The organism is Burkholderia stabilis, from assembly GCF_001742165.1.
Lineage (GTDB): Bacteria > Pseudomonadota > Gammaproteobacteria > Burkholderiales > Burkholderiaceae > Burkholderia > Burkholderia stabilis.
In genome coordinates this window covers 1264461-1286943 of the sequence record NZ_CP016442.1, presented here as the reverse complement: position 1 = coordinate 1286943, position 22483 = coordinate 1264461, and the positions used below count along the sequence as shown (strand labels likewise).

Below are 22483 nucleotides of genomic sequence, written 5' to 3'. Positions count from 1 at the left end.
TCAGCCGCGTCGGCCGCCGCGATGATGGGACCAGCCCGCGAGCGCGCTGAATAGCAGCCCGGTCGCGCACATGCCGGTCCAGCCGAACGCATGCCATGCGGCGACGCCGGCCGACGAGCCCAGTGCGCCGCCGATGAAATAGCACACCATGTACACCGTGTTCACGCGGCTGCGCGCCTCGGGCTTCAGCGCATAGATGCGCGACTGGTTGGAGATCTGCGCGGCCTGCACGCCGACGTCCAGCACGATCACGCCGATCACGAGCCCGACGAGGCTCGAGCCCGACAGCGCAAAAATCACGAATGACAGCGCAAGCAGCGCGATGGCGAGCGAGATGATCGCGCGCGGGCCGCGCTTGTCCGCGAAGCGGCCTGCGTACGGCGCCGCGAGCGCGCCCGCCGCGCCGACGATGCCGAACAGGCCGGCCGCCTGCGGGCCGAGATGGAACGGCGCGCCGGCAAGCAGCAGCGTGAGCACCGGCCAGAACGCGCTGAACGCCGCGAACAGCGCGGCGCCCGTCAGCGACGCCTCGCGCAGCCCGCGCAATTCGACCGCCAGGTGCCACATCGAGCCGAGCAGCTTGCCGTACGGCAGCGTCGACGTCGGCGTGCTGCGCGGCAGCCGCAACACGATCACGGCGGCGAGCGCGGCGAGCGCCGCGACCGACGCGCCGAACACCGCGCGCCAGCCGAAATACTCGGCGACGAAGCCGGCGGCCGTGCGTGCGAGCAGGATGCCGAGCAGCAGGCCGCTCATCACGGTGCCGACCGCGTGCCCGCGCTCGGCGGGCGGCGCGATTTCGGCGGCGAACGGCACCGCCTGTTGCGCGATGGTCGCGAGCACGCCGATCGCGAGGCTCGCGACGGCGAGCACGGCCAGCGACGGCGCGGCGGCCGCGACGATCAGCGCGATCGACAGGCCGGCGATCTGCAGCAGGATCAGCCCGCGGCGGTCGAAGCGGTCGCCGAGCGGCGCGAGCAGGAACATGCCGGCCGCGTAGCCGAGCTGCGTGGCGGTCGGCACCGCGCCGATCCACGACGCGCCGTCGGGAAAGGCCGAGCGGAAGCTGTCGAGCAGCGGCTGGTTGTAGTAGATGTTCGCGACCGACACGCCCGCGATCGTCGCGAGCAGCAACAGCAGGCTGCGCGAGTAGTGAGGCGAGGCGGCGTCGGTCGGACGGTCGGTGGACGTAGTGGACATGGCTGCACGGGCGAAGTTGGGCGGCGCGGCGCGTGGCGCACGCATCGGGTGCGCCGGCGGGCCGGGTGCCGGTCGAGGCCGCCGATCATACCGGAGCACCGTCAATCCTGCCGGGCGTGGGGCGAACCGAGCCCGCGCCCGTTACTGCACGTTCCGCGCGCGGTCAGTCGACCAGCTCGCCCGTCGGTTCATAGAACGGATACGGCCCCGCGCCTTCGTCCACGTACACGTGATGCGACGTCATCCCCGTATCCGGCGCATAACGATGCACCGCGAATGCCGGCGGTTCGAGCCGGAACGCGGACGGCGCATCGTCGCGCAGGTCGAATGCGACCTGGTGCGCGGGCGCCGGCACGGCCGACGCGAGCGTGCCGCCGAACCGCGTGAACATCGAGCGGTGCACGTGGCCGCAGAGCACGCGCTCGACGTTCGGATAACCGCGCAGCAGCGCATCGAGTTTCGCGGCGGCGGCCGGCGCGAGACGCAGCGCATCCATGTGGCCGATGCCCGACGCGAACGGCGGATGATGCAGCGCGACGATCACCGGGCGATCGCGCGCGGCGTCGAGTTGCGCGGCGAGCCACGCGAGCCGTGCGTCGCACAGGTCGCCGTAGCTCGCGCCCGGCACCTGCGAGTCGAGCGCGAGCACGCGGACCGCGCCGACGTCGAGCGCGTACTGCACGAATTCCCCATCGTGCAGCTCGGCGCGATCGGGGAACGCGCGGCGCAGCCCGGCGCGGTCGTCGTGATTGCCGATCATCAGGTAGTACGGAATCTCGAGCGGCGCGAGCAGCTCGCGCAGGTGGCCGTATTCGTCGTCGTGGCCGAAATCGGTCAGGTCGCCGGTGACGAGCACGGCGTCGGGGCGCGGCACGAGCGCGTTCAGCTTCGCGATGCAGCGCGCGAGCGCGGCCGCCGTGTCGACGCGCCGGTACGCGAGCTGGCCCGGACGCTTGATGTGGAGATCGCTGATTTGAGCAAGCAGCATCGTCGTTCCTCGGAATCGTCTGGTTGTTGTCGTGCGGCGTCGCGCGCCGCGGTGGGGTGGTGCGTGCGTCGCGCTCAGGCGCCGAGCGCGATCAGGCCTTCCGGTGCGATCTTAATGCCGACGGCCGTGCCGCGTGCGAGCTCGATGCGGCCCGGCACGTCGATCACGAGCGCGTCGGGCGCCGCGTGCTCGATCGTGAGCCGCGTGCGCTCGCCGAGGAACGCGCACGCGCCGATCGCGCCGCGCAGCGGCGCATGCGCGGGATCGACGAGTTCCGCATCCTCGGGGCGGAAGAACCATTCGTCGGCCGCGTGCGGCGTGACGATCGCGCCGCCGGCCGTCACGAGCGCGCCATCGCGCCATTGCCCGGCAAGCCGGTTCAGCGTGCCGATGAACTGCGCGACCGTGCGGTTCGCCGGCCGGTAGTAGATGTCGCGCGGCGTGCCGATCTGTTCGATGCGGCCCGCGCCCATCACGACGATCCGGTCGCCGAGCTCCATCGCTTCGGCCTGGTCGTGCGTCACGTACACGGTCGTCACGCCGAGCTCGCGCAGCAGCGCGTTCATCTCGCGGCGCAGCGCGTCGCGCAGCTTCGCATCGAGCGCGGTCAGCGGTTCGTCGAGCAGCAGCACGCGCGGGCGCACCGCGAGCGCGCGCGCCAGCGCCACGCGCTGACGCTGGCCGCCCGACAGCTGATCGATCGGCTTGTCCGCATGCGCGTCGAGCCGCATCATCGCGAGCAGTTCGTCGACGCGTTCGCGCAGCGCGCGCGGCTCGGTCTTGCGGATCTTCAGCCCGTAGCCGACGTTGCCGCGCACCGTCAGGTTCGGGAACAGCGCGTAGTTCTGGAACACCATGCCGACCTGCCGGCGCTCGATCGGAAGCTGCGTCACGTCGTCGTGGCCGAACGCGATCGTGCCGCCGGCGTCCGGCGTATCGAGGCCCGCGATCAGGCGCAGCGTCGTCGTCTTGCCGCAGCCCGACGGCCCGAGCAGCACGAGCGTTTCACCCGCGCCGATCGACAGGTCGAGCGGTTCGAGCACGCGCGTGCCGCGGAACGTCTTCGCGCAGTTGGCCAGCGTAATGGGAGTGGAATCGAGTTTCATGTGAGCGAAGAAATCAGCGCGGGCAGGTCAGCGCGGGCGGCGCTTGAGCGCACGCGTGCCGGACGGATCGACGCCGAGCCACTGCATCGCGACGAGCAGCGGCAGCGTCATCAGCAGGAACAGGATCGTGTACGCGCTGCCGACTTCGAGGCGCAGCGACGCATAGGTATCGGCCAGCCCGACGGGCAGCGTCTTGGTGTCGGGCGTGTGCAGCATCCACGTGAGGTTGAACTCGCCGATCGACAGCGTGAGCACCGCGAGCGCGCCCGCGACGATGCCGGGGCGCAGGTTCGGCAGCACGATCGTGACGAAGCGCGTGACGAACGATGCGCCGAGGCTCGCCGCGCCTTCCTCGAGCGTGCGCAGGTCGGCGCCGGCCGCGACGGCAGCGACCGCGCGCACCATGAACGGCAGCGTGAACACGACGTGGCCGACGACGATGAACCACAGGCTCATCCGGAACGCGGTGAAGCCGCCATAGACGACCAGCAGCGCGAGCGCCGACGCGAGGCCCGGCAGCGCGACCGGCAGCACGAGCGCTTCCTCGATCGCGCGCGCGATGCGGCTCTTGCTGCGCGCGAGCGCATAACCGGCCGGCACGCCGACGACGAGCACGATCGCGAGCGTCGCGAACGCGACGTAGAGCGACAGCGCGACCGAGCCGTGATACTGCTGCCACACCTGTTCGAGCCAGCGCAGCGTGAGGCCGCTCGACAGGCCGCGGAAATAGTTGACGGTCAGGCCCGCGAGCACCGACATCACGACGGGCACGATCAGGAACGCGCACAGCAGCAGCGTGACGCCCCATTGCAGCGCGGCGATCATGCGTGCGCCGGTCGCGCGCGGTGCGCGCCGGGCGACGCCGTTCACGTGCGCGGGCGCCGGTGCCGGCGACGGCGCGGAAGAGCCGGAGAGCGATTGCATCGAGGAATCCTCAGGCCGCGGCGGCGGCGGTGTGGCCCGTGAACCGGCGCGCGAGCGCGAGCACGGCCCAGGTGACGATGCCGAGCACGATCGACAGGCCGGCCGCCGTCGCGATGTTCGCGTTCAGCGTGAACTCGGTATAGATCGTCATCGGCAGCACGTTCAGGTCGGTGGCCAGCGTGAACGCCGTGCCGAACGCGCCCATCGCGGTCGCGAAGCAGATCGCGCCGGCCGCGATCAGGCCCGGCGCGAGCGCAGGCAGCACGATGTCGAGAAAGATGCGCCACGGCGATGCGCCGAGCGATCGCGCGGCTTCCTCGAGCGACGCGTCGAGCTTCGACGCGGCCGCGATCACCGTGACGATCACGCGCGGAATCGAGAAGTACAGGTAGCCGACAAACAGGCCCGCGACCGAATACGCGAACACCCACTTGTCGCCGGTGAGCTTCGCGGACAGCATGCCGATCAGCCCCTGGCGCCCGGCGAGCATGATGACCATGAAGCCGACGACGACGCCCGGAAACGCGAGCGGAAACGTGAGCAGCGCGAGCAGCACGCGCTTGCCCGCGAATTCGCGGCGCGCGAGCAGCAGCCCGGAGATCGTCGACAGCACGAGCGTCGCGAGCGTGACGCCCGCGGACAGCGCCACCGTCTCGCCGAGACTCTTCATGTAGCGCGCATTGCCGAGCAGCGACGCGTACTGCGAGAAGAACGCGCCGTCGGCGGATACCTGCACGAGTGCGGCCATCGGCAGCAGCCAGAACGCGGCGAATACCGCGAGCGCCGGCGCGACGAGTGCGACGCGCCAGCGCAGCGGAAAAGTCAGATCGAGCATCGATGGCGTTCCGCGGCTTACTGCATCACCTGCAGATATTGCTGGCCGAACGCCTGCTGGCCGGCCGCCATCTTGCCGAAGTCGACCGATTTCGCGCGCGCGTATTCGCTCGCCGGCAGGAACTTCGACGCGATGTCGGCGCCGAGCGTCTGCGCGCGTACCGGGCGCAGATAGGCGTTGGCCCACAGCTTCTGACCTTCGTCGGACAACACGAAGTCGAGCACCTTCTTGCCGTTCGCATCGTGCGGGGCGCCCTTCACGAGGCTCATCACGTACGGCACCGCGATCGTGCCTTCCTTCGGGATCACGAACTCGACGTTCGCGCTGTCCTTGTATTTCGCGCGATACGCGTCGAAGTCGTAGTCGAGCAGGATCGGAATCTCGCCGGACAGCACGCGCGCATACGCGGTCTGCTTCGGCACGATCGGCGCGTTCGCCTTCAGCTTGCGGAACCAGTCGAGCGCCGGCTTGAAGTTGTCGAGGCTGCCGCCGAGCGCCTGGTTGACGGCAACCGCGCCCGCATAGCCGACGAAGGCGCTCGACGGATCGAGATACCCGACCATGCCCTTGTATTCGGGCTTCAGCAGATCGGCCCACGAGCGCGGCACCGGCTTGCCGTCGAGCGCGTCCTTGTTCACGAAGAAGCCGAGCGTGCCCGAGTGGATCGCGAACCAGTAGCCTTGCGGGTCCTTCAGGTTCGCGGGAATGTCGTTCCAGTGCGCGGGCTTGTACGGCGCGATCACGCCCTTGTCCTTCGCCTGGAACGCCGACGACACGCCGAGGTAGACGACATCGGCGACCGGGCTTTTCTGCTCGGCGATCAACTGCGCGATCGACTGGCCCGAGTTCTTGTTGTCGAACGGCACGCGGATGCCGGTCTTCTGCTTGATCGCCGCGATCTGCGCGGCCCAGTCGGCCCATTCGGGCGGGCAGTTGTAGCAGATCGCCGTTTCGTCGGCGTGGGCGGCGGGTGCGCCGGCGATGAGCGCCGCGCAGGCGATGGGGGCGGCAAGCGCGCGCAGCAGCGAGGTCAGACGGAAGGGCACGGTGGGTCTCCGGACGAGGGTGTGGGGCGCGTGGCCGCGTGCGTTGGCGCGGCCCGCGCGTTCAGGCCTTGCGCAATTGCAGGTCGGTGGCCGGCGGCGCGACCGTCGCGCCGTCGCGCACCGTGTGCGGCAGGATCAGCGACGCGCGTTCGATCGTCGCGCCGCCGATGCATTCGACGAGACGCCGCCATGCGTGACGGCCGATGTCGCGGTTCGGCGTCGCGACGCTCGCGAGCGGCGGCGCGAGCAGCTCGCCGATCGAGATCCCGTCGAAGCCGAGCACCGACAGATCGTCCGGGATCGAGAAGCCCGCGCGGCGCAGGCCGCGCATCACGACCATCGCGAGCAGGTCGTTGCTGCAGAAGAGGGCGGTCGGGCGCGTCGCGTGCGCGGTGAGATGCGCGAGCACCGCGTCGGGCAGCTCGGGCGCGTTGAAGTCGACTTCGACGGGCGGCAGCGTCGCGACGCCGCTTTCCTCGAGCGCCTGCGCGTAACCGAGATGACGCTGGCGCGCACGATCCGACGCGGCGAGCGAACCGGCGAGCATCAGCACGCGACGGTGGCCGCGCGCGGTCAGCATCCGCACGCCGTCATAGGCGGCGCGGCGGTTGTCGACCGACACCGACGGGCGGCGCTGCGTGTCGTTGTGCATCAGCACGTAATGCGGGCCGTCGTGGTCGAGCATGTCGAGCAGCGGGTGCGTGTCCGCGTCCGCGACGGTGAGGATCAGCCCTTCGACGCGCTGTTCGCGCAGCGTCTCGATCGCGTGGCGCTCGCGCGCCGCGTCGTATTCGGTCGTCATCAGGATCAGCTTGAAGCCGGCTGCGGTCGCGAGCTCGTCGATCCCTTGCAGGCAGTCGGCGAACACGGGGTTCGACAGGGTCGGCACGACGACGCCGACGAGCCGTGTGCGCTCGCCGCGCAATTGCCGGCCGAGCGGGCTCGGGCGGAATTGCAGCGTGTCGATCGCGGTGCGGATCGTCTGCAGCGTGGCGGGGCTGACGGTATGCGGGGCGTTGATCGCGCGTGAGACGGTGGCGATCGAGAAACCCGCGAGGGCAGCAACGTCCTTGATGGTCGAGGTCATGAAGTAGCGCGATGTAAACGTTTTCGGCGAGGAAATTATCGAAAACGTTTGTGACTTCGCGATGACGCACGCGACGCTTGTTTCGCAAAAAGCACGACACAAACGTCAGACGGTTGGGCCCGTCGGACGAGGCGGGTTCGATTGTATCGGGGATGTTGCGGCACGGGACGAAATCGGCGGCGCAATCGTATCGGCGTCGATTACGAAGGATGAATCCGCGTGGCGGCGGCCGATGTCGTGATGCGGCGCGGCAGAATAAGGGAACGCATGCGCAAGCAATGGTAGAATCGCGTCCGCCCTCTTGCCGGGGTGATGAAATTGGTAAACATAGCGGACTTAAACGATTGAGTGCCCGGCCGGAAACGGTCGGTGCAGAACCCTTCAAATTCGGTGAAACCCCTGATGCGCGCATCGAGGCAACGCCGAGCCAAGCCTCGCGATACCCGCGAGGAAGGTGTAGAGACTAGACGGGGGGCGCCTAAGGCGCACGGGTGGCGATCACGCCCGCGCGCGACGGTGAAGGCATAGTCCAGCGCACGAACGGTATTGCCCAGACGATGCCGGCTTCGAAAGAAGCAGTGTGACGAAAATCCGCCGCCTTAACTGGCTTGCCGGTTCGAGTCCGGTCCCCGGCACCACGGATCGCTTTCATGCGATTCGATGAAGGCCCGAAAACCCGCGAGAGATCATGCACTCGCGGGTTTTTTGTTTTTGTGGCGTTGTATCCAGCACTAGCTGGTTTTTGTGACGTGCCGGTCGAGTGGCCGGTATCGGTACTGACCGTACTGTTCCTCCAGCGTAGCGTCGAGATGATCGATCTGATGGTTGCGATCAAGGGTCAATAGACCGCGGTCGTATGCTCGATGAATGTCGACGCGCAGCGGAATGCCGTGATCGGCGGTGTTGTCACCGTCCTGCCAATTGCTGCCGGTCAGGTGCGCTGCTTCCAGAAGGTCCTCAACGTTGCATTGGGTGACCATGCACGCCTTTCCGTGGCGGGCAAACACTGCAGCGCGAAATGCTTGCTGGTGCCGGCGCTGTTTGATAGTCGACATCTTGAACACGGGACCGTCGGGTGTCCGGGCGTTATCGGTGACGGCGCGCTCCCAATCGTCGGGATCAAAGTACGAATAGGTGACTGCGCCTGGCTTTTTCAGCGCTTTTCGCAGCGGTTCCTGCGTCGGGTTCGAGAAGTCCAGGTCCGGCACATGGAACCGCTGTACGCTTCCGACGATCAACGAAAACCGGCCGTCTCCTTCGTCGATCGTGCCCAGATACTCGCCGAGCCAGACCTCCTTGTACCGTTCGACGAGATGCAGCGCGAATGCGTTGGCAGGACTTACGTTTGCAGGTTGGCCTACCCAATAGCCATCGAGCATTTCGTCACGGTGATCAGGGTTTGGGCGATAGTTTTGTTCGGCATCCGGCCGGTTGTTTTTGGTGACTACCGTTCGCGTGCCGAGGGAAGCGAGCAGGGCCGTCAGGTCAACCGCGGTGATGTCGTCGCTGTTCGGGCCTTCGTTCCGGCTCAAGAATTCGGCGATCGTCATGACGCGCTCAACGACGGCGTATTTCGCGCCGTCCGGCTCGATCTCGATACGGCCGAGTTCGTAGACGCGGTCGTTTTCGTAAACGTATGAATCCCTGTCGTGAGAATCGGGGTGGCCGCGGACGATAGCGTACGTTTTCGCACCCGCGCTCATTCGTTCGATGTTGTTCTGACGTTCCCTGCGTCCCAGTTTCACCTCACTCTTCGGGACGGGGCGCCAGATGCCGATTCGCTCTCTTCCATCGGGCAAAGCCTGACGGTCTTTTTGCCATAGCTTCATGACTACGATGCCGTCATCGGCAGTCGCATCGTACGACCATAACTTGTTCTGGATATGAAGCTTCAGCGTTTCCTGCATGAATACGTTGATGCTTTCCTTATGCTTTTTGATTCTTCCTTTGCTGGTCATCTCGTTTCCCCGTATTACCGATTTTGTCGCCCGTGGTACGCGTCGTTGTTCTGTTATCAGTGCTGCGTCGGAATTTTGTCGTCGACAACGACGTGGATGTGAGCGGGAGATCGTACAGTCAGTTGCCTTGATCGCGGACGCAGGTATTCCCGAGTACATGAAATGCGGGCGGGCACTCGGGTGTCGTGAGGACGCCGGTTTTGCCGTTGCATCCCAGTCGATCGACGCCGGCAGGACATGTGATCGTCGACGTGTCTGTACTGGACACGACCGCGATTGGCGCAGGCGCGCTTTCCGGGCGCTCATGTTTCGGTGCCTTGCTGTCGGCGGTCGACATGCGCGGCTCTCGCGCTACCTGCCTGGTGGGTGTATGGCGAACACCGCGCGAAACGTTCGACGTTGGCCGCGATTCCTGCTTGCCGGCTTCTGATGCGTGTGCCTGCTTGGGCGCAGATGGGGTCGTTCGATGCCAGTGGACGCTTGCATAGGCAATTCCTGCGACAGCGAGCACGACCGATGCAGAGCGAAGTATCGCGCGGCGCCGTGTCGGACGCGTCTCGATTGTGCTGCTCAGCCCGAGTGGAACATGTCCGCGGGACTGTTCCATCGGGATTGGCTTGTGCTGCCCCGTATCGTTCGCGACGCGTGCCCGCTCGACAACCGGTCGTGGTGCGACAGTGAACGGTTGCGATTTGACGACCGCTTCGGGCACGCGATTCACGACCGCGTGCCTGGACGGCAATGGGGCAGCCGCGGTAGGCACAGGAGCGGTACGCTCGGCGACCTCATATGCATGGGCGACTGTCTGTGAGGTCATGGCGTCCGGTATGGACAGGGCAATCAGATTGCGGGCAAGCGCGAAGTCGCGCAACCACGCCAGCGGCCAAGGGTTTCGGCCGGGTGCCGACAGCAGGTGGTCGAGTTCGTCGGCTCCGCAGACTGTGACACGCGGGTCGGCGGGGATAAGGAGCGTCGATCCGTGCGGGATGTTGGGTTCAAACATCACAGCGCCTTTCGGATAGGAGACGGTTTCCCCGCTGTCGAGGTGTTTCGACATTTCGTCTCGCAGCGTCTGGTTATTGCGTAGCGCCTGCAGGTAGCCGTTCTTCACCTGCGCGATCGAGCCATCGGCGTACGTTAGTGTCCACTCGCCGTTCTGCTGGCCTGCCACTGGCGCCCGGTATCCCTTGATTTCGATTTGCAGCGTTGTCGTATGGGTGCCGACGAGGATGTCGATCTGACGATGGTGCAGCCATACATCGCAGATGACGATTGCCGGCTGCTGATGCTCGACAAGCCAGTGCAGGATGCGGCGTAATGCACTTTGTTCGGAAACATCCTGCTTTTCCGTACTGCCGAAGTAGAGTTCGATATTTTGCATCGTTGGTTTGATCGATCGGTGGCGTACACGACCGTTGAACGGAAGCCCAATTCCGTATTCAAACACAAACTGCTGATTTGTTATTTTTCAGGGTTGTGCTGCATGTATTTAAAATAAATCGAATTTAAAACAATGCATGGCATTGTTTTATCGAGTCCGGTCATCGGCGCCATGGATCGCTTTCATGCGATGCCACGCAGTTCCGAAAACCCGAAAGAAGCCAAGTACTCGCGGGTTTTCTGCGGGTGCGGCGTTTCATCGGATGTGATGTCCTTTCTCGATGCGTGGCGTCACGTTCCATCTTGCATCCGTGCGCTCGCCGATACAGCCGATCACGCTCGATCGGCACCGTTAGACGGCATGCGCAACATGTCGATCAACGCACGCAGCCCGCCCGACACGTGACGATGGCCGGGGTAATACAGGCACAGGCCCGGCATGACCGGACACCAGTCGGTCAGCACGCGTTCGAGACGCCCGCCGTCCAGTGCCTCGCGGACGAGATGATCCGGCACGAACGCGATCCCGATGCCGTCGATCGCGGCATCCACCATCAACGGCTGATCGGTCAGCGTGAGCGGGCCGCTGACATTCACCGTTTCGACGACACCACGACGCTCGAACTCCCAGCGGTAGATCGCACCGCTGTCGAAGCGAAAGCGAATGCAGTCGTGCCGATGCAGATCCGGCGGCACGTCGGGGCGGCCGCGCGCGGCGAAATAGGCCGGTGAAGCGACCGCCGCGAAGCGCACCGGGTCGGACACGCGAACCGCGATCATGTCTTGCGGCACGGCTTCGGTCAGCCGGATCCCCGCATCGAAGCCGCCGGCGACGATGTCGCCGAGCTTCCCGTCCGTCACGATGTCGAGATGAACCTGCGGGTAGTCGCGCAGGAAGCGCGCGAGCACCGGCTTCAGCACGATGCGAATCGCGCCTTCGCTTGCATTGATGCGCACGGTGCCGCTGGGCGCGTCGCGCAGCCCGTCGACCGACAGCATCGCCTCCGCCACCGACGAAATCGCGGGGCGCAGCTTGTCGACGAGCCGTTCGCCGGCATCCGTCAGCGACACGCTGCGTGTCGTGCGGTTGAACAGGCGAACCCCCAGACGCTGTTCGAGGCTCTTGATCGAATGACTGATCGCCGACGGCGTGACGTCGAGTTCGATCGACGCCGCGCGAAAACTGAGGTGCGTCGCCGCCACGAGGAACACATTCAGCGAGAAGAGATCGCCGCTTTTCAATTGATGAGCTGTTTTCATCGTGACGTAAAGATTGGCGAGATTGTCATGATAATGCGCCTTTTCTAGACTGGGGTGTTCGTCATCGCAGCGCCGGTCGCGGCGAAAACGTCATGGCGGCGGCAGGGGCAGACGGACTGGGCTGTGAACCCTACGTTCGGTTGAACAAGGAGCAAGCAATGAAGATGAAGGCGGTCGTGATGACCGGCGCCAATCGGCCCTGGGAAGTCCGGGAAGTGCCGGTTCCGGAAGCCGGTCCGGGGCAGGTGCTGGTGAAGGTCCATGCGTCAGGGATGTGCTACACGGATGTATGGGCGACGCAGGGCTACGGCGGCGACATTTATCCGCAGACGCCTGGCCACGAAGTGGTCGGGGAAATCGTCGAAGTGGGCGCGGGTGTGCACGCGCGAAGGGTAGGCGACCGGATCGGCACGACGTGGGTGCAGTCCGCGTGCGGCCGTTGTGCGTACTGTCGCGAGCATCGCCCGCTCTCCGGCCAGACGGCCGTGAACTGCGACGCGCCGCGCACGACCGGATTCGCTTCGCAGGGCGGGCATGCGGAGTACATCGCCGTGGCTGCCGAAGGGACCGTGCTGTTGCCCGACGGGCTGGCGTACGTCGACGCCGCGCCGATGATGTGCGCGGGCTACACGACGTGGAGCGGCCTGCGTGATGCGGCGCCGCAACCGCACGAGAAGGTCGCCGTGCTGGGCATCGGCGGATTGGGGCACGTGGCGTTGCAACTGTCCCGCGCCTGCGGCTTCGAGACCATTGCGATCACGCATTCCGCCGACAAGCGCGACCTGGCGACCCGACTGGGTGCGGATCACGTCGTTGCAAACGGCGAAGCGCTTCGCGATCTGGGCGGCGCGGATGTCCTGTTGGTCACGACGAACGAGTTCGGCACGGCGGAGGAAGCGATGGCGGGTTTGCGGGTCGACGGCCGGGTGATCCTCTGCGGGCTCGACTTCAGCAAGCCGTTCTCGATCGCGTCGCAGCGCAAGCCGTTTCACATGATGCGTCAGCAGGTCATCGGCTCCACGCACGGCGGCCTGCGTTACCTGAGCGAAGTGCTGGACCTCGCCGCCAAAGGCAAGGTCAAGCCGATCGTCGAGACGTTTTCGCTGGACGAAGCCACCGACGCATACAACCGGCTCGAGTCGGGGAAGATGCGCTTTCGCGGCGTATTCACGCCCGCACAAGGCAACTGACATTGCGACGGCCGGGTGGATGCAGCGCGTATTCACCCGGCAACTGCGAGATCTGTTCGCCGCGACCGGCACGCGCGCGACGATCGAGGCGATGCTGGCTCGATCGACCGCGCCCGTCCGCGATCGACATTCCTCCGACCTTGGCTATTCGCCCGTTTCCGGACGGATCGACGGCGGTCGTCCGCGATGCACCCGATCCCGGCTTCGGCATCGATCGCGATGACATGGGCAAATTCCCGTCAGGCCCCGTTCGCGCGCCACGGTAGCGGGGTGCCGCCAACCGCGGCACATCATCGCGCATCCTTCATGGCAAATCTGCTCACCGCAATCGACCGAATTGGTCATCGACGGCTGGCGCAGCATTGCATAGATTTCCAAGGTTGGCGTGCTTATCCGCGCGCCAGCCCGCGCGCAGGCCGGCAACCGGCCGCGCGTTCCTATCAGCGTGAGACACAATCGAGCGTGGAGACGACACGATGAGCCTGTCAGAGCCATTGCGTCTGCATGTGCCGGAGCCCACCGGGCGCCCGGGCTGCAAGACGGACTTTTCCTATCTGCATCTATCGCCGGCCGGCGCGGTTCGCCGCCCGCCGATCGACGTTGCCGCGGCGGACACCGCCGATCTCGCCCGCAGCCTCGTGCGCGTGCTCGACGACAGCGGCAAGGCCGTCGGCCCCTGGGCGCCCGATCTCGACGATGCACGGCTGATCGCCGGGCTGCGCGCGATGCTCAAGACCCGCATTTTCGACGCGCGCATGATGATCGCGCAGCGCCAGAAGAAGATTTCCTTCTACATGCTGAGCCTCGGCGAAGAGGCGATCGGCACCGCGCACGCGATGGCGCTGCGCGACGGCGACATGTGTTTCCCGACCTACCGCCAGCAGAGCATCCTGATCGCGCGCGACGTGTCGCTCGAACGGATGATCTGCCAGCTGATGTCGAACGAAGGCGATCCGCTGAAAGGGCGCCAGCTCCCCGTGATGTACTCGGATCGCGACGCGGGCTTCTTCTCGATTTCCGGCAATCTCGCGACGCAGTTCATCCAGGCGGTTGGCTGGGCGATGGCGTCGGCGATCAAGGGCGACACGAAGATTGCGTCCGCGTGGATCGGCGACGGCGCAACGGCCGAAGCCGACTTCCACACCGCGCTCACGTTCGCGCACGTGTACCGCGCGCCGGTCGTGCTGAACGTCGTCAACAATCAGTGGGCGATCTCGACGTTCCAGGCGATCGCGGGCGGCGAAGGCACGACGTTCGCCGGGCGCGGCGTCGGCTGCGGGATCGCGTCGCTGCGCGTCGACGGCAACGACTTCCTCGCGATCTACGCGGCATCGAGCTGGGCCGCCGAACGCGCGCGCCGCAATCTCGGCCCGACGCTGATCGAGTGGGTGACCTACCGCGCGGGCGCGCATTCGACGTCGGACGACCCGACCAAGTACCGCCCGAGCGACGACTGGTCGCATTTCCCGCTCGGCGATCCGATCGCGCGCTTCAAGCGTCACCTGATCGCGAAGGGCATCTGGTCCGACAGCGCGCACGACGCGCTGACGGCCGAGCTCGAAGCCGAGGTGATCGCCGCGCAGAAGGAAGCGGAGAAATACGGGTCGCTGGCCGATGACCGGATTCCGTCGCCGGCCTCGATGTTCGACGACGTGTACAAGGAGCTGCCCGCGCATCTGCGCCGTCAGCGCCAGGAACTGGGAGCGTGATCATGGCGCAACACGAGACAGATTCGGCGGCGCAGCCGATGACAATGATCCAGGCGCTGCGCTCCGCGATGGACGTGATGCTCGGGCGCGACAGCGACGTGGTCGTGTTCGGGCAGGACGTCGGGTATTTCGGCGGCGTGTTCCGCTGTACCGAAGGATTGCAGAACAAGTACGGCAAGTCGCGCGTGTTCGATGCGCCGATCTCCGAAGGCGGGATCGTCGGCGTGGCAGTAGGGATGGGTGCGTACGGGCTGCGCCCCGTGTGCGAGATCCAGTTCGCCGACTATTTCTATCCGGCATCCGACCAGATCGTGTCCGAAGGCGCGCGGCTGCGCTATCGCTCGGCCGGCCAGTTCATCGCGCCGATGACGATCCGGATGCCGTGCGGCGGCGGCATCTACGGCGGCCAGACGCACAGCCAGAGCCCGGAGGCGATGTTCACGCAGGTGTGCGGGCTGCGCACGGTGATGCCGTCGAATCCGTACGATGCGAAAGGACTGCTGATCGCATCGATCGAGAACGACGACCCGGTGATCTTCCTCGAGCCGAAGCGGCTGTACAACGGGCCGTTCGACGGCCATCACGAGCGGCCGGTCACGTCGTGGCTCAAGCATCCGGCGAGCGCCGTGCCCGAGGGCTACTACACGGTGCCGCTCGATACGGCTGCCGTGGTGCGGCCCGGCAACGACGTGACGGTGCTGACGTACGGCACGACGGTGCACGTGTCGCTTGCCGCAGCCGAGGAAACGGGCATCGATGCGGAAGTGATCGACCTGCGCACGCTGTGGCCGCTCGATCTCGACACGATCGTCGCGTCGGTGCGCAAGACCGGGCGCTGCGTCGTCGTGCACGAAGCCACGCGCACCTGCGGTTATGGCGCGGAACTCGTGTCGCTCGTGCAGGAGCATTGCTTCTATCACCTCGAGGCGCCGGTCGAGCGCACGACGGGATGGGACACGCCGTATCCGCATGCGCAGGAATGGGCGTATTTTCCGGGGCCGGCCCGGGTCGGCGAAGCGTTGCGACGCGTGATGGAGGCGTGAGATGGGGATTCATGTCATCAAGATGCCGGATATCGGCGAAGGGATCGCCGAGGTCGAGCTGGTGGCCTGGCATGTGGAAGTCGGACAGACGATCAAGGAAGACCAGCCGCTCGCCGACGTGATGACCGACAAGGCGGCGGTCGAGATTCCGTCGCCGGTGACGGGCAAGGTGATCGAACTCGGCGGCCGGATCGGCGAGATGATGGCGGTCGGCAGCGAGCTGATTCGCCTCGAAGTCGAAGGCGACGGCAACCTGAAGGCCGGTGCACCGGTGCGCGAAACAAAGGTAGAAACCGCACCGGTCGCGGCGACGCCGTCGAAGCCGGCTGCCGACGTGCCCGCAGAAAAGCCGGCGGCGCCGCGTGACGCGAAACGTGCGCCTGCGGCACCGCATCGAGCGGAACCTGCGGCGCAGCCGCGCGCGGCGCTCGCGCCGGGCGAACGTCCGCTCGCGTCGCCGGCCGTGCGTCAGCGGGCGTGGGACATGGGCATCGAGCTGCGCTACGTGCGCGGCAGCGGCGAAGCAGGGCGGATCCTGCATGAAGATCTCGATGCGTATGCGCGTACGAGCGGCAGCGCGGCACGCCCATCGCAAGCGCACGGTTACGACGAACGCAACGACGAAACCGACGTGCCGGTGATCGGCCTGCGGCGCGCGATCGCGCGCAAGATGCAGGAAGCGAAACGCCGCATTCCGCACTTCAGCTACGTCGAGGAGATCGACGTCACCGAGCTCGAATCGTTGCGTACGGAATTGAATCGCCGCTACGGCGACACGCGCGGCAAGCTCACGCCGCTGCCGCTGCTGATCCGCGCGATGGTGATCGCGCTGCGCGACTTCCCGCAGATCAACGCGCGCTTTGACGACGAAGCCGGCGTCGTCACGCGCTACGGCGCGGTGCACATGGGCGTCGCGACGCAGACGGACGGCGGTCTCACGGTGCCCGTACTGCGTCATGCGGAAGCGAAGGACGTGTGGTCGATCTCGGCCGAGATCGCGCGGCTTGCCGATGCGGTGCGCGCGAACCGCGCACAGCGCGACGAGCTGAGCGGTTCGACGATCACGATTTCGAGCCTCGGCGCGCTCGGCGGCATCGTGTCGACACCGGTGATCAATCATCCGGAGGTCGGCATCGTCGGCGTGAACCGGATCGTCGAGCGACCGATGATCCGCGACGGCGCGGTGGTCGCGCGCAAGATGATGAACCTGTCGTCGTCGTTCGATCATCGTGTCGTCGACGGCGCGGACGCGGCCGAATTCATCCAGGCCGTGCGCGCGGTGCTCGAACGCCCGGCACTGCTGTTCGTGGAGTGAGCGCAATGAAGAACGAACACACCACGCTGCTGGTAATCGGCGGCGGCCCGGGCGGCTACGTCGCCGCGATCCGCGCCGGCCAGCTCGGCATTCCGACCGTGCTTGTCGAGCGCGACCGGCTCGGCGGCACGTGCCTGAACATCGGCTGCATTCCGTCGAAGGCGCTGATCCACGTGGCCGACGCATTCGAACAGGCGTGCGGTCACGCCGGCGAAGCGGCGCTCGGGATTCGCGTGCGCACGCCCGAGATCGACATTGCGAAAAGCGTCGCATGGAAGGACGGCATCGTCGAGCGGCTGACGCGCGGCGTCGGCGCGCTGCTCAAGAAGAACGGCGTGCGCGTGGTGCACGGCGAAGCGCACGTGATCGATGGCAAGACCGTCGAAGTCGTCGCCGGCGGCCACACGGTGCGGATCGGTTGCGAACACCTGCTGCTCGCGACCGGTTCCGAGCCGGTCGAATTGCCGTCGATGCCGTTCGGCGGCCATGTCGTGTCGTCCACCGAGGCGCTGTCGCCCGCGACGTTGCCGAAGCGGCTGGTCGTCGTCGGGGCCGGGTATATCGGGCTCGAACTCGGGATCGTCTATCGCAAGCTCGGCGTCGACGTCACCGTCGTCGAAGCGGCGGAGCGCGTGTTGCCTGCGTACGATGCCGAACTCGTGCGGCCGGTCGCCGATTCGCTCGCGCGGCTCGGTGTCGGGCTGTGCCTCGGCCACAAGGTGCTCGGGCTCGCGGAGCAGGGCGCGGTGCGCGTGCAGGCGGCCGACGGCGCCGAAAAGACGCTGCCGGCCGATCGCGTGCTGGTCGCGGTGGGCCGCCGGCCGCGCGTCGACGGCTTCGGGCTCGAAGCACTGCTGCTCGATCGCAATGGTCGCGCGCTGCGGATCGACGACGAATGCCGGACGTCGATGCGCAACGTGTGGGCGATCGGCGACGTCGCCGGCGAGCCGATGCTCGCGCATCGCGCGATGGCGCAGGGCGAGATGGTGGCCGAGCTGGTCGCCGGCCGCCGCCGCAAGTTCATGCCGGCAGCGATCCCGGCCGTGTGCTTCACCGATCCTGAGATCGTGACGGCCGGCTGGTCGCCGGACGACGCGCGCGCGGCCGGCGTCGATTGCTTGAGCGCGTCGTTCCCGTTCGCGGCGAACGGGCGCGCGATGACGCTGCAGGCAAACGACGGTTTCGTGCGGGTCGTCGCACGGCGCGACAATCACCTGATCGTCGGCTGGCAGGCGGTCGGGCGCGGCGTGTCGGAGCTGGCCGCGGCGTTCTCGCAGTCGCTGGAGATGGGCGCGCGGCTGGAAGACATCGGCGGCACGATCCATGCGCACCCGACGCTGGGCGAAGCACTGCAGGAGGCGGCATTGCGTGCGCTGGGGCACGCGTTGCACATTTGACGAACGTGTTGTTGCGACAGGAAACGGCCGGGTCGTAGCGCACGATCCTCAACGGTGCCGACGACGCAAAAAAGCCCGCGAGCGACCTGCGCTCGCGGGCTTTTCCGCTTCTGCGGTAGTGCAGGGCGGCACATAGCGCGCCGCCCCGCACGGCTTACCACGAATGCCCGATGCCGCCGTTGACCATCACGCGCGAGCCGTTCACCGTGCCGACGCCCAGCTTGATCACCGTGTTCTGCGTGATCCGCGCGCTGCCGCCGACCGCGACCGCCGTATAGCCGCCGTAGTTGCCGAAGCCGGCGCCGACCGAGATGACCTTGCCCGGATCGACCTGCGGCATGCCCGCGAGCGCACCGGCGATCGCGATGCCCGAATACGCGTTGCGTGCGAGATCGTTCACGCCTTGCTGGATCGCACCGATGCGCTGATCGGTGTAGCGGTTCGCCGATTCGGTCGCCGTCGTGAGCTGGTTCAGGTTCACCGCGTCGGTGCCCTGCGTGCCCGGCGCGACGTTGACGATCTGGCGCTGCTGTTCTGCGTTGCCGACCGAGACCACGTTCGAGCGGCCGCCGTCGTTCGAATTCGCGCCGATCGCAACCGAGTTGGAGCCGGCCGTGACGGTCGGCGCATCGGTGCCCGTGCCGTTCATGTCCGCCGTGATGCCCGTGTTGCGCGATGCCGACGTCGACAGGTTGTTGATCTGCGTGTTGATGTTCGTCACGCTGGTCGACAGCGACGACACGCGGTCGTTGGTCGTCGACAGGCCGGTGGACAGCGACGTCACGCTCGTCGACGTGGACGTCGACAGCGAGCCCAGCGCCTCGTTGGTCGACGACAGGCCAGTCGACAGCGAGCCGATGCTGGTCGAGGTCGACGTGGACAGCGACGCGAGGTTGCTGTTCGTCGAGCTGAGGCCGGTCGACAGCGATGCGACGTTGCGGTTGGTCGCATGCAGCTGGCTGCCATTGATCGCATCGGTGCTGTCGGCGCTTACGCGGCCGGCCGCGACGTTCTGGATCTGGCGTTCCTGGCCGGGCGCGCCGACGCTGAACACGCCGAACGGGTTGGCGCCCGCATACCCGCCGAAATGCAGGTCGCCGATGTTCGACGACGACACGCCGACGGCGGCACCCGTGATCGAGCGATTGCCGATCGCCACCGAGTTGTCGATGTTGGCGATCGCGTTCGGGCCGATCGCGACGCTGTTCGCGCCGGTGGCCTGGCTGTCGGCCTCGGTCGAGTTCGCGTGGAAATACTTCGCACCCTTCGCGTTGAGGTTGTCGATCGCGTCGCCCACGCTCGCATTGGTGGTGGTCGTGCCGTCGTTGTTGTACGTCACGTACGCCGGCGCGGTGATCTTCCCGGTTGCCGGATCGTACGTCGCACCGCCGCCGAGCGCGTCGGCCGTGCTGTTGCCGAGGTTCGTCGTGTTGACGGTCACCGAGCTGATGCTGGTCGACAGCGAGCTGAGGCCCGACGACGTCGACGTGGACAGCGACGTCATCGTGCTGTCCGTCGCGCTGAGGCCGGTCGACAGCGAGTTGATGCCCGTCGATGCGGAGGTCGACAACGACGCGAGCGTGCTGTTCGTCGTCGACAGGCCGGTCGACGTGGACGTCGACAGCGACGTGACGGTGTCGTTGGTCGTGCTCAGGCCGGTCGACAGCGACACGATTCCGGTCGACGTCGAGGTCGACAACGAGACCAGGTTATCATTCGTGGTACTGATCGTGGTGGACAAGGAACCGACGGTCGTCGACGTGGCGGTCGACAGCGACGTCAGGTTCTTGCCGAGCGTGTCGATGCCGGTCGACGCGGACGTGGACAGCGAAACCAGCGCATTGTTGGTCGTCGACAGGCCGGTGGACGTCGCGGTCGACAGCGATGCGACGGTGTTGTCGGTCGTGCTCAGGCCGGTCGACAGCGAAGCGACGTTGTTGTCGACGATGCGCAGGCTGTCGGCGGTCGACGTCGACAGCGAGACCAGCGTGTCGTTCGTGGTCGACAGGCCCGTCGAAGTGGACGACGACAGCGACGTGATCGACGACTCGGTCGACGTCGACAGGCTCGTGAGGCCGGCGCCGACCGCGGTGAGCTCGACGTTGGTCGCGTTCAGTTGCGAGCCGTTGACGGCGTCGGTGCTCCGCTCGGCCAGCCGGCCGGCGGCGACGTTGGTGATGGTGCGTTCGCGGCCTGCCGCGCCGACGCTGACGGTCGATGCGGGCGCGTTGCCGGAGAAGTTGTACGTGGTGCCGTTGATCGTCGCGCTGCTCGTACCGACGGCCGCGCTGGTCACGGAATTGGCGCCCAGTGCGACCGCGCTGGCGTCGGAAGCCGTTGCGCTCGCACCGATCGCGACAGCGCCTGCGCCCGACGCGATGGCGCGCGGCCCGATTGCGCTGGCGGCCTGTGCGCTGGCGTTGGCCTGCGTGCCGATCGACACGCCGCTGGCGGCCGAGCTCGTCGCCCGATCGCCCAGCGCGATCGCGCTCGTCGCGGTGGCGGCGGCGGACGATCCGGCGCCCAGCGCGCCGCGAGCGGTCGCTTCCGCGGAGCGGCCGAGCGCCGTGCCGGTCTGGCTCGACGATGCGTTCGGGCCGATCGCCATGCTGTTTTCGGTGGCGGAGCTGTTGTAGCCGATCGCGGTGGCGCCCGTGTAGCCGCCCGTGCCGGCCTTCGCGCCCGCGCCGAGCGCGATCACGCCATAGCCGCCGCCCGACGTGATCGCGCTGGCATCCTGGCCGATCGCGACGTTGCCGGCGCCCGTCGAGCCGCTGCTGCTCGCCGCGCCCGCGCCGATCGCGACGTCCCCCTGGCCCGCGGCCGATGCGTTGATGCCGGCCGCGAGCGCGTTCAGGCCGGTGGCGCCGTCGTTGTTGTAGTTCGCGCCGGCGGTGCCGCCGTCGTTGACGCCGTAGTAGCGCGTGGTCGCGGCGTCGATCGCGGCCGACGTGGACGTCGACAGCGAGCTGAGGCCGGTCGCGACCGATGTCGACAGCGTGTTGACCGACGTGTTGGTGGCGTCGATGCCGGTCGACAGCGACGACATGCGCGTGCCGGTCGTGCTCAGCCCGGTCGACAGCGACGCGAGGCCGGCCGACGCCGCTGCGTCGACGGCGGACAACTGCCGAACGTTGACGGCGTCCGTGTCCTGCGTGCCGCCGGCCACGTGGGTGATTTGCCGTTCCGCGCCGGTGCTGCCGACGGACACGACACCGTTCGACGCGACTGCCGCGTTGGAGAAGCGCTCCGCGCCCGACCCGGTACGGTCGGCGATCGAACCCTGGCCGAGTGCGACGGCATTGGCCGCGGCCGCGCTCGACTGGTAGCCGACGGCGACGCCGCTCGCGCCGGACGCCGTGGCCTTGCCGCCCATCGCGAGCGAGCCTTCGCCGGTGGCGTTGGCTTCGGCCGCGAAGGCCGCGGCGTAGGTGCCGCCGGACGCCTTGGAGCGCGCACCGACCGACGTCAGGAAACTGGAGGTCGTCGCGCCGGCGCGGTTGCCGGTTTGCGTCGCCGTCGCCTCGTCGCCGATCGCGACGGACCAGTAGTCGGCACACGCCGCCCAGCTGCCGGAGCACTGGGAGCCGGTGTTGCCGCCGACCGATACGTAGGCGAGGCTGTCGAGGGGGATCAGGGCTGCGGCGGCAACGGAGAGCGTGGCGGCAGCGCGCGCGCTGGCCGACACCTTGCTCGAGGTCTTCTTGCCGTTGGCGCGGGTGGTTTCGGAGGTGGCGACCCAGGCGCCCAGTGCGTCGTTCCAGATCGTACGGAAAGTGCGGTTCATAGTCTGTCTCGGAAAAAAAGAGGACGCCGCACCGCGATACGATGACTTGAGGAATTAAGACAGCTGGATGGGCGTTCCTGGGTGAATTAAGAGATAACGAATGAGTTGAATCTTACAGATTGAAATGTGGTTGTAATGTAAAACAACGAAAAATGAATGCACTTTCTTACGTTGTTTAACATTATTTGTCGTACAAACATCGAGAAAACGGGTGTTTTGTGAGATAGGGTGCGATGAAAATAACGAAAATGCGTGTAA

The 22483-nt window shown here is 66.8% G+C and carries 16 protein-coding genes; 5 read left to right on the top strand and 11 right to left on the bottom strand.

From position 1 onward, the window contains the following. From BBJ41_RS05975 to BBJ41_RS05935, 10 genes are all read right to left on the bottom strand, one after another. A complete protein-coding gene (locus BBJ41_RS05975) occupies positions 1-1200 on the bottom strand; it encodes an MFS transporter (protein WP_069745738.1) in 1200 nt (399 codons plus the stop codon). A 163-nt stretch (positions 1201-1363) separates the two neighbouring features. After that, positions 1364-2188 carry a phosphodiesterase gene (locus BBJ41_RS05970; protein WP_069745737.1) on the bottom strand — a complete coding sequence of 275 codons (825 nt, stop codon included), beginning with the start codon at positions 2186-2188 and terminating at the stop codon, positions 1364-1366. Between the two features lie 74 nt (positions 2189-2262). Next, positions 2263-3294: an ABC transporter ATP-binding protein gene (locus tag BBJ41_RS05965; protein ID WP_069745736.1), complete on the bottom strand. Its 1032-nt coding sequence runs from the start codon at positions 3292-3294 to the stop codon at positions 2263-2265. A 27-nt stretch (positions 3295-3321) separates the two neighbouring features. Beyond that, on the bottom strand, positions 3322-4218 hold the full coding sequence (locus tag BBJ41_RS05960; RefSeq protein ID WP_069745735.1) for an ABC transporter permease: 897 nt from the start codon (positions 4216-4218) through the stop codon (positions 3322-3324). A gap of 10 nt (positions 4219-4228) precedes the next feature. Beyond that, positions 4229-5053, bottom strand: a complete 825-nt coding sequence (locus BBJ41_RS05955; RefSeq protein WP_069745734.1) for an ABC transporter permease — start codon at positions 5051-5053, stop codon at positions 4229-4231. Between the two features lie 17 nt (positions 5054-5070). Beyond that, complete coding sequence (locus BBJ41_RS05950; RefSeq protein ID WP_069745733.1) at positions 5071-6099, bottom strand: ABC transporter substrate-binding protein; 1029 nt, start codon at positions 6097-6099, stop codon at positions 5071-5073. 61 nt (positions 6100-6160) lie between these two features. After that, a complete protein-coding gene (locus tag BBJ41_RS05945) occupies positions 6161-7186 on the bottom strand; it encodes a LacI family DNA-binding transcriptional regulator (RefSeq protein WP_069745732.1) in 1026 nt (341 codons plus the stop codon). A 731-nt stretch (positions 7187-7917) separates the two neighbouring features. After that, a complete protein-coding gene (locus BBJ41_RS05940) occupies positions 7918-9144 on the bottom strand; it encodes an HNH endonuclease signature motif containing protein (RefSeq protein ID WP_069745731.1) in 1227 nt (408 codons plus the stop codon). A 118-nt stretch (positions 9145-9262) separates the two neighbouring features. Continuing rightward, a complete protein-coding gene (locus BBJ41_RS38580; protein WP_083281809.1) occupies positions 9263-10525 on the bottom strand; it encodes a nuclease-related domain-containing protein in 1263 nt (420 codons plus the stop codon). A 332-nt stretch (positions 10526-10857) separates the two neighbouring features. Continuing rightward, positions 10858-11784: a LysR family transcriptional regulator gene (locus BBJ41_RS05935; protein WP_069745730.1), complete on the bottom strand. Its 927-nt coding sequence runs from the start codon at positions 11782-11784 to the stop codon at positions 10858-10860. A gap of 158 nt (positions 11785-11942) precedes the next feature. On the opposite strand from BBJ41_RS05935, the gene BBJ41_RS05930 reads away from it, so the two are divergent. The 5 genes from BBJ41_RS05930 to lpdA all read left to right on the top strand — a co-directional run bounded on the left by BBJ41_RS05930 (position 11943) and on the right by lpdA (position 18438). Further along, a complete protein-coding gene (locus tag BBJ41_RS05930) occupies positions 11943-12974 on the top strand; it encodes an alcohol dehydrogenase catalytic domain-containing protein (protein ID WP_083281808.1) in 1032 nt (343 codons plus the stop codon). A 476-nt stretch (positions 12975-13450) separates the two neighbouring features. Continuing rightward, on the top strand, positions 13451-14683 hold the full coding sequence (locus BBJ41_RS05925; RefSeq protein WP_069745729.1) for a 3-methyl-2-oxobutanoate dehydrogenase (2-methylpropanoyl-transferring) subunit alpha: 1233 nt from the start codon (positions 13451-13453) through the stop codon (positions 14681-14683). A gap of 2 nt (positions 14684-14685) precedes the next feature. After that, the gene (locus tag BBJ41_RS05920) at positions 14686-15726 is read left to right on the top strand and encodes an alpha-ketoacid dehydrogenase subunit beta (protein ID WP_069745728.1); all 1041 of its coding nucleotides are present in this window, start codon (positions 14686-14688) and stop codon (positions 15724-15726) included. Between the two features lies 1 nt (position 15727). Further along, a complete protein-coding gene (locus BBJ41_RS05915; RefSeq protein WP_069745727.1) occupies positions 15728-17041 on the top strand; it encodes a dihydrolipoamide acetyltransferase family protein in 1314 nt (437 codons plus the stop codon). Positions 17042-17046: 5 nt separating this feature from the next. Beyond that, positions 17047-18438: a dihydrolipoyl dehydrogenase gene (gene lpdA, locus BBJ41_RS05910; RefSeq protein ID WP_069745726.1), complete on the top strand. Its 1392-nt coding sequence runs from the start codon at positions 17047-17049 to the stop codon at positions 18436-18438. Positions 18439-18592: 154 nt separating this feature from the next. Here lpdA and BBJ41_RS05905 read toward each other — a convergent pair whose 3' ends face one another. Further along, positions 18593-22225: an ESPR-type extended signal peptide-containing protein gene (locus BBJ41_RS05905; RefSeq protein ID WP_069745725.1), complete on the bottom strand. Its 3633-nt coding sequence runs from the start codon at positions 22223-22225 to the stop codon at positions 18593-18595. Positions 22226-22483 lie beyond the last annotated feature (258 nt).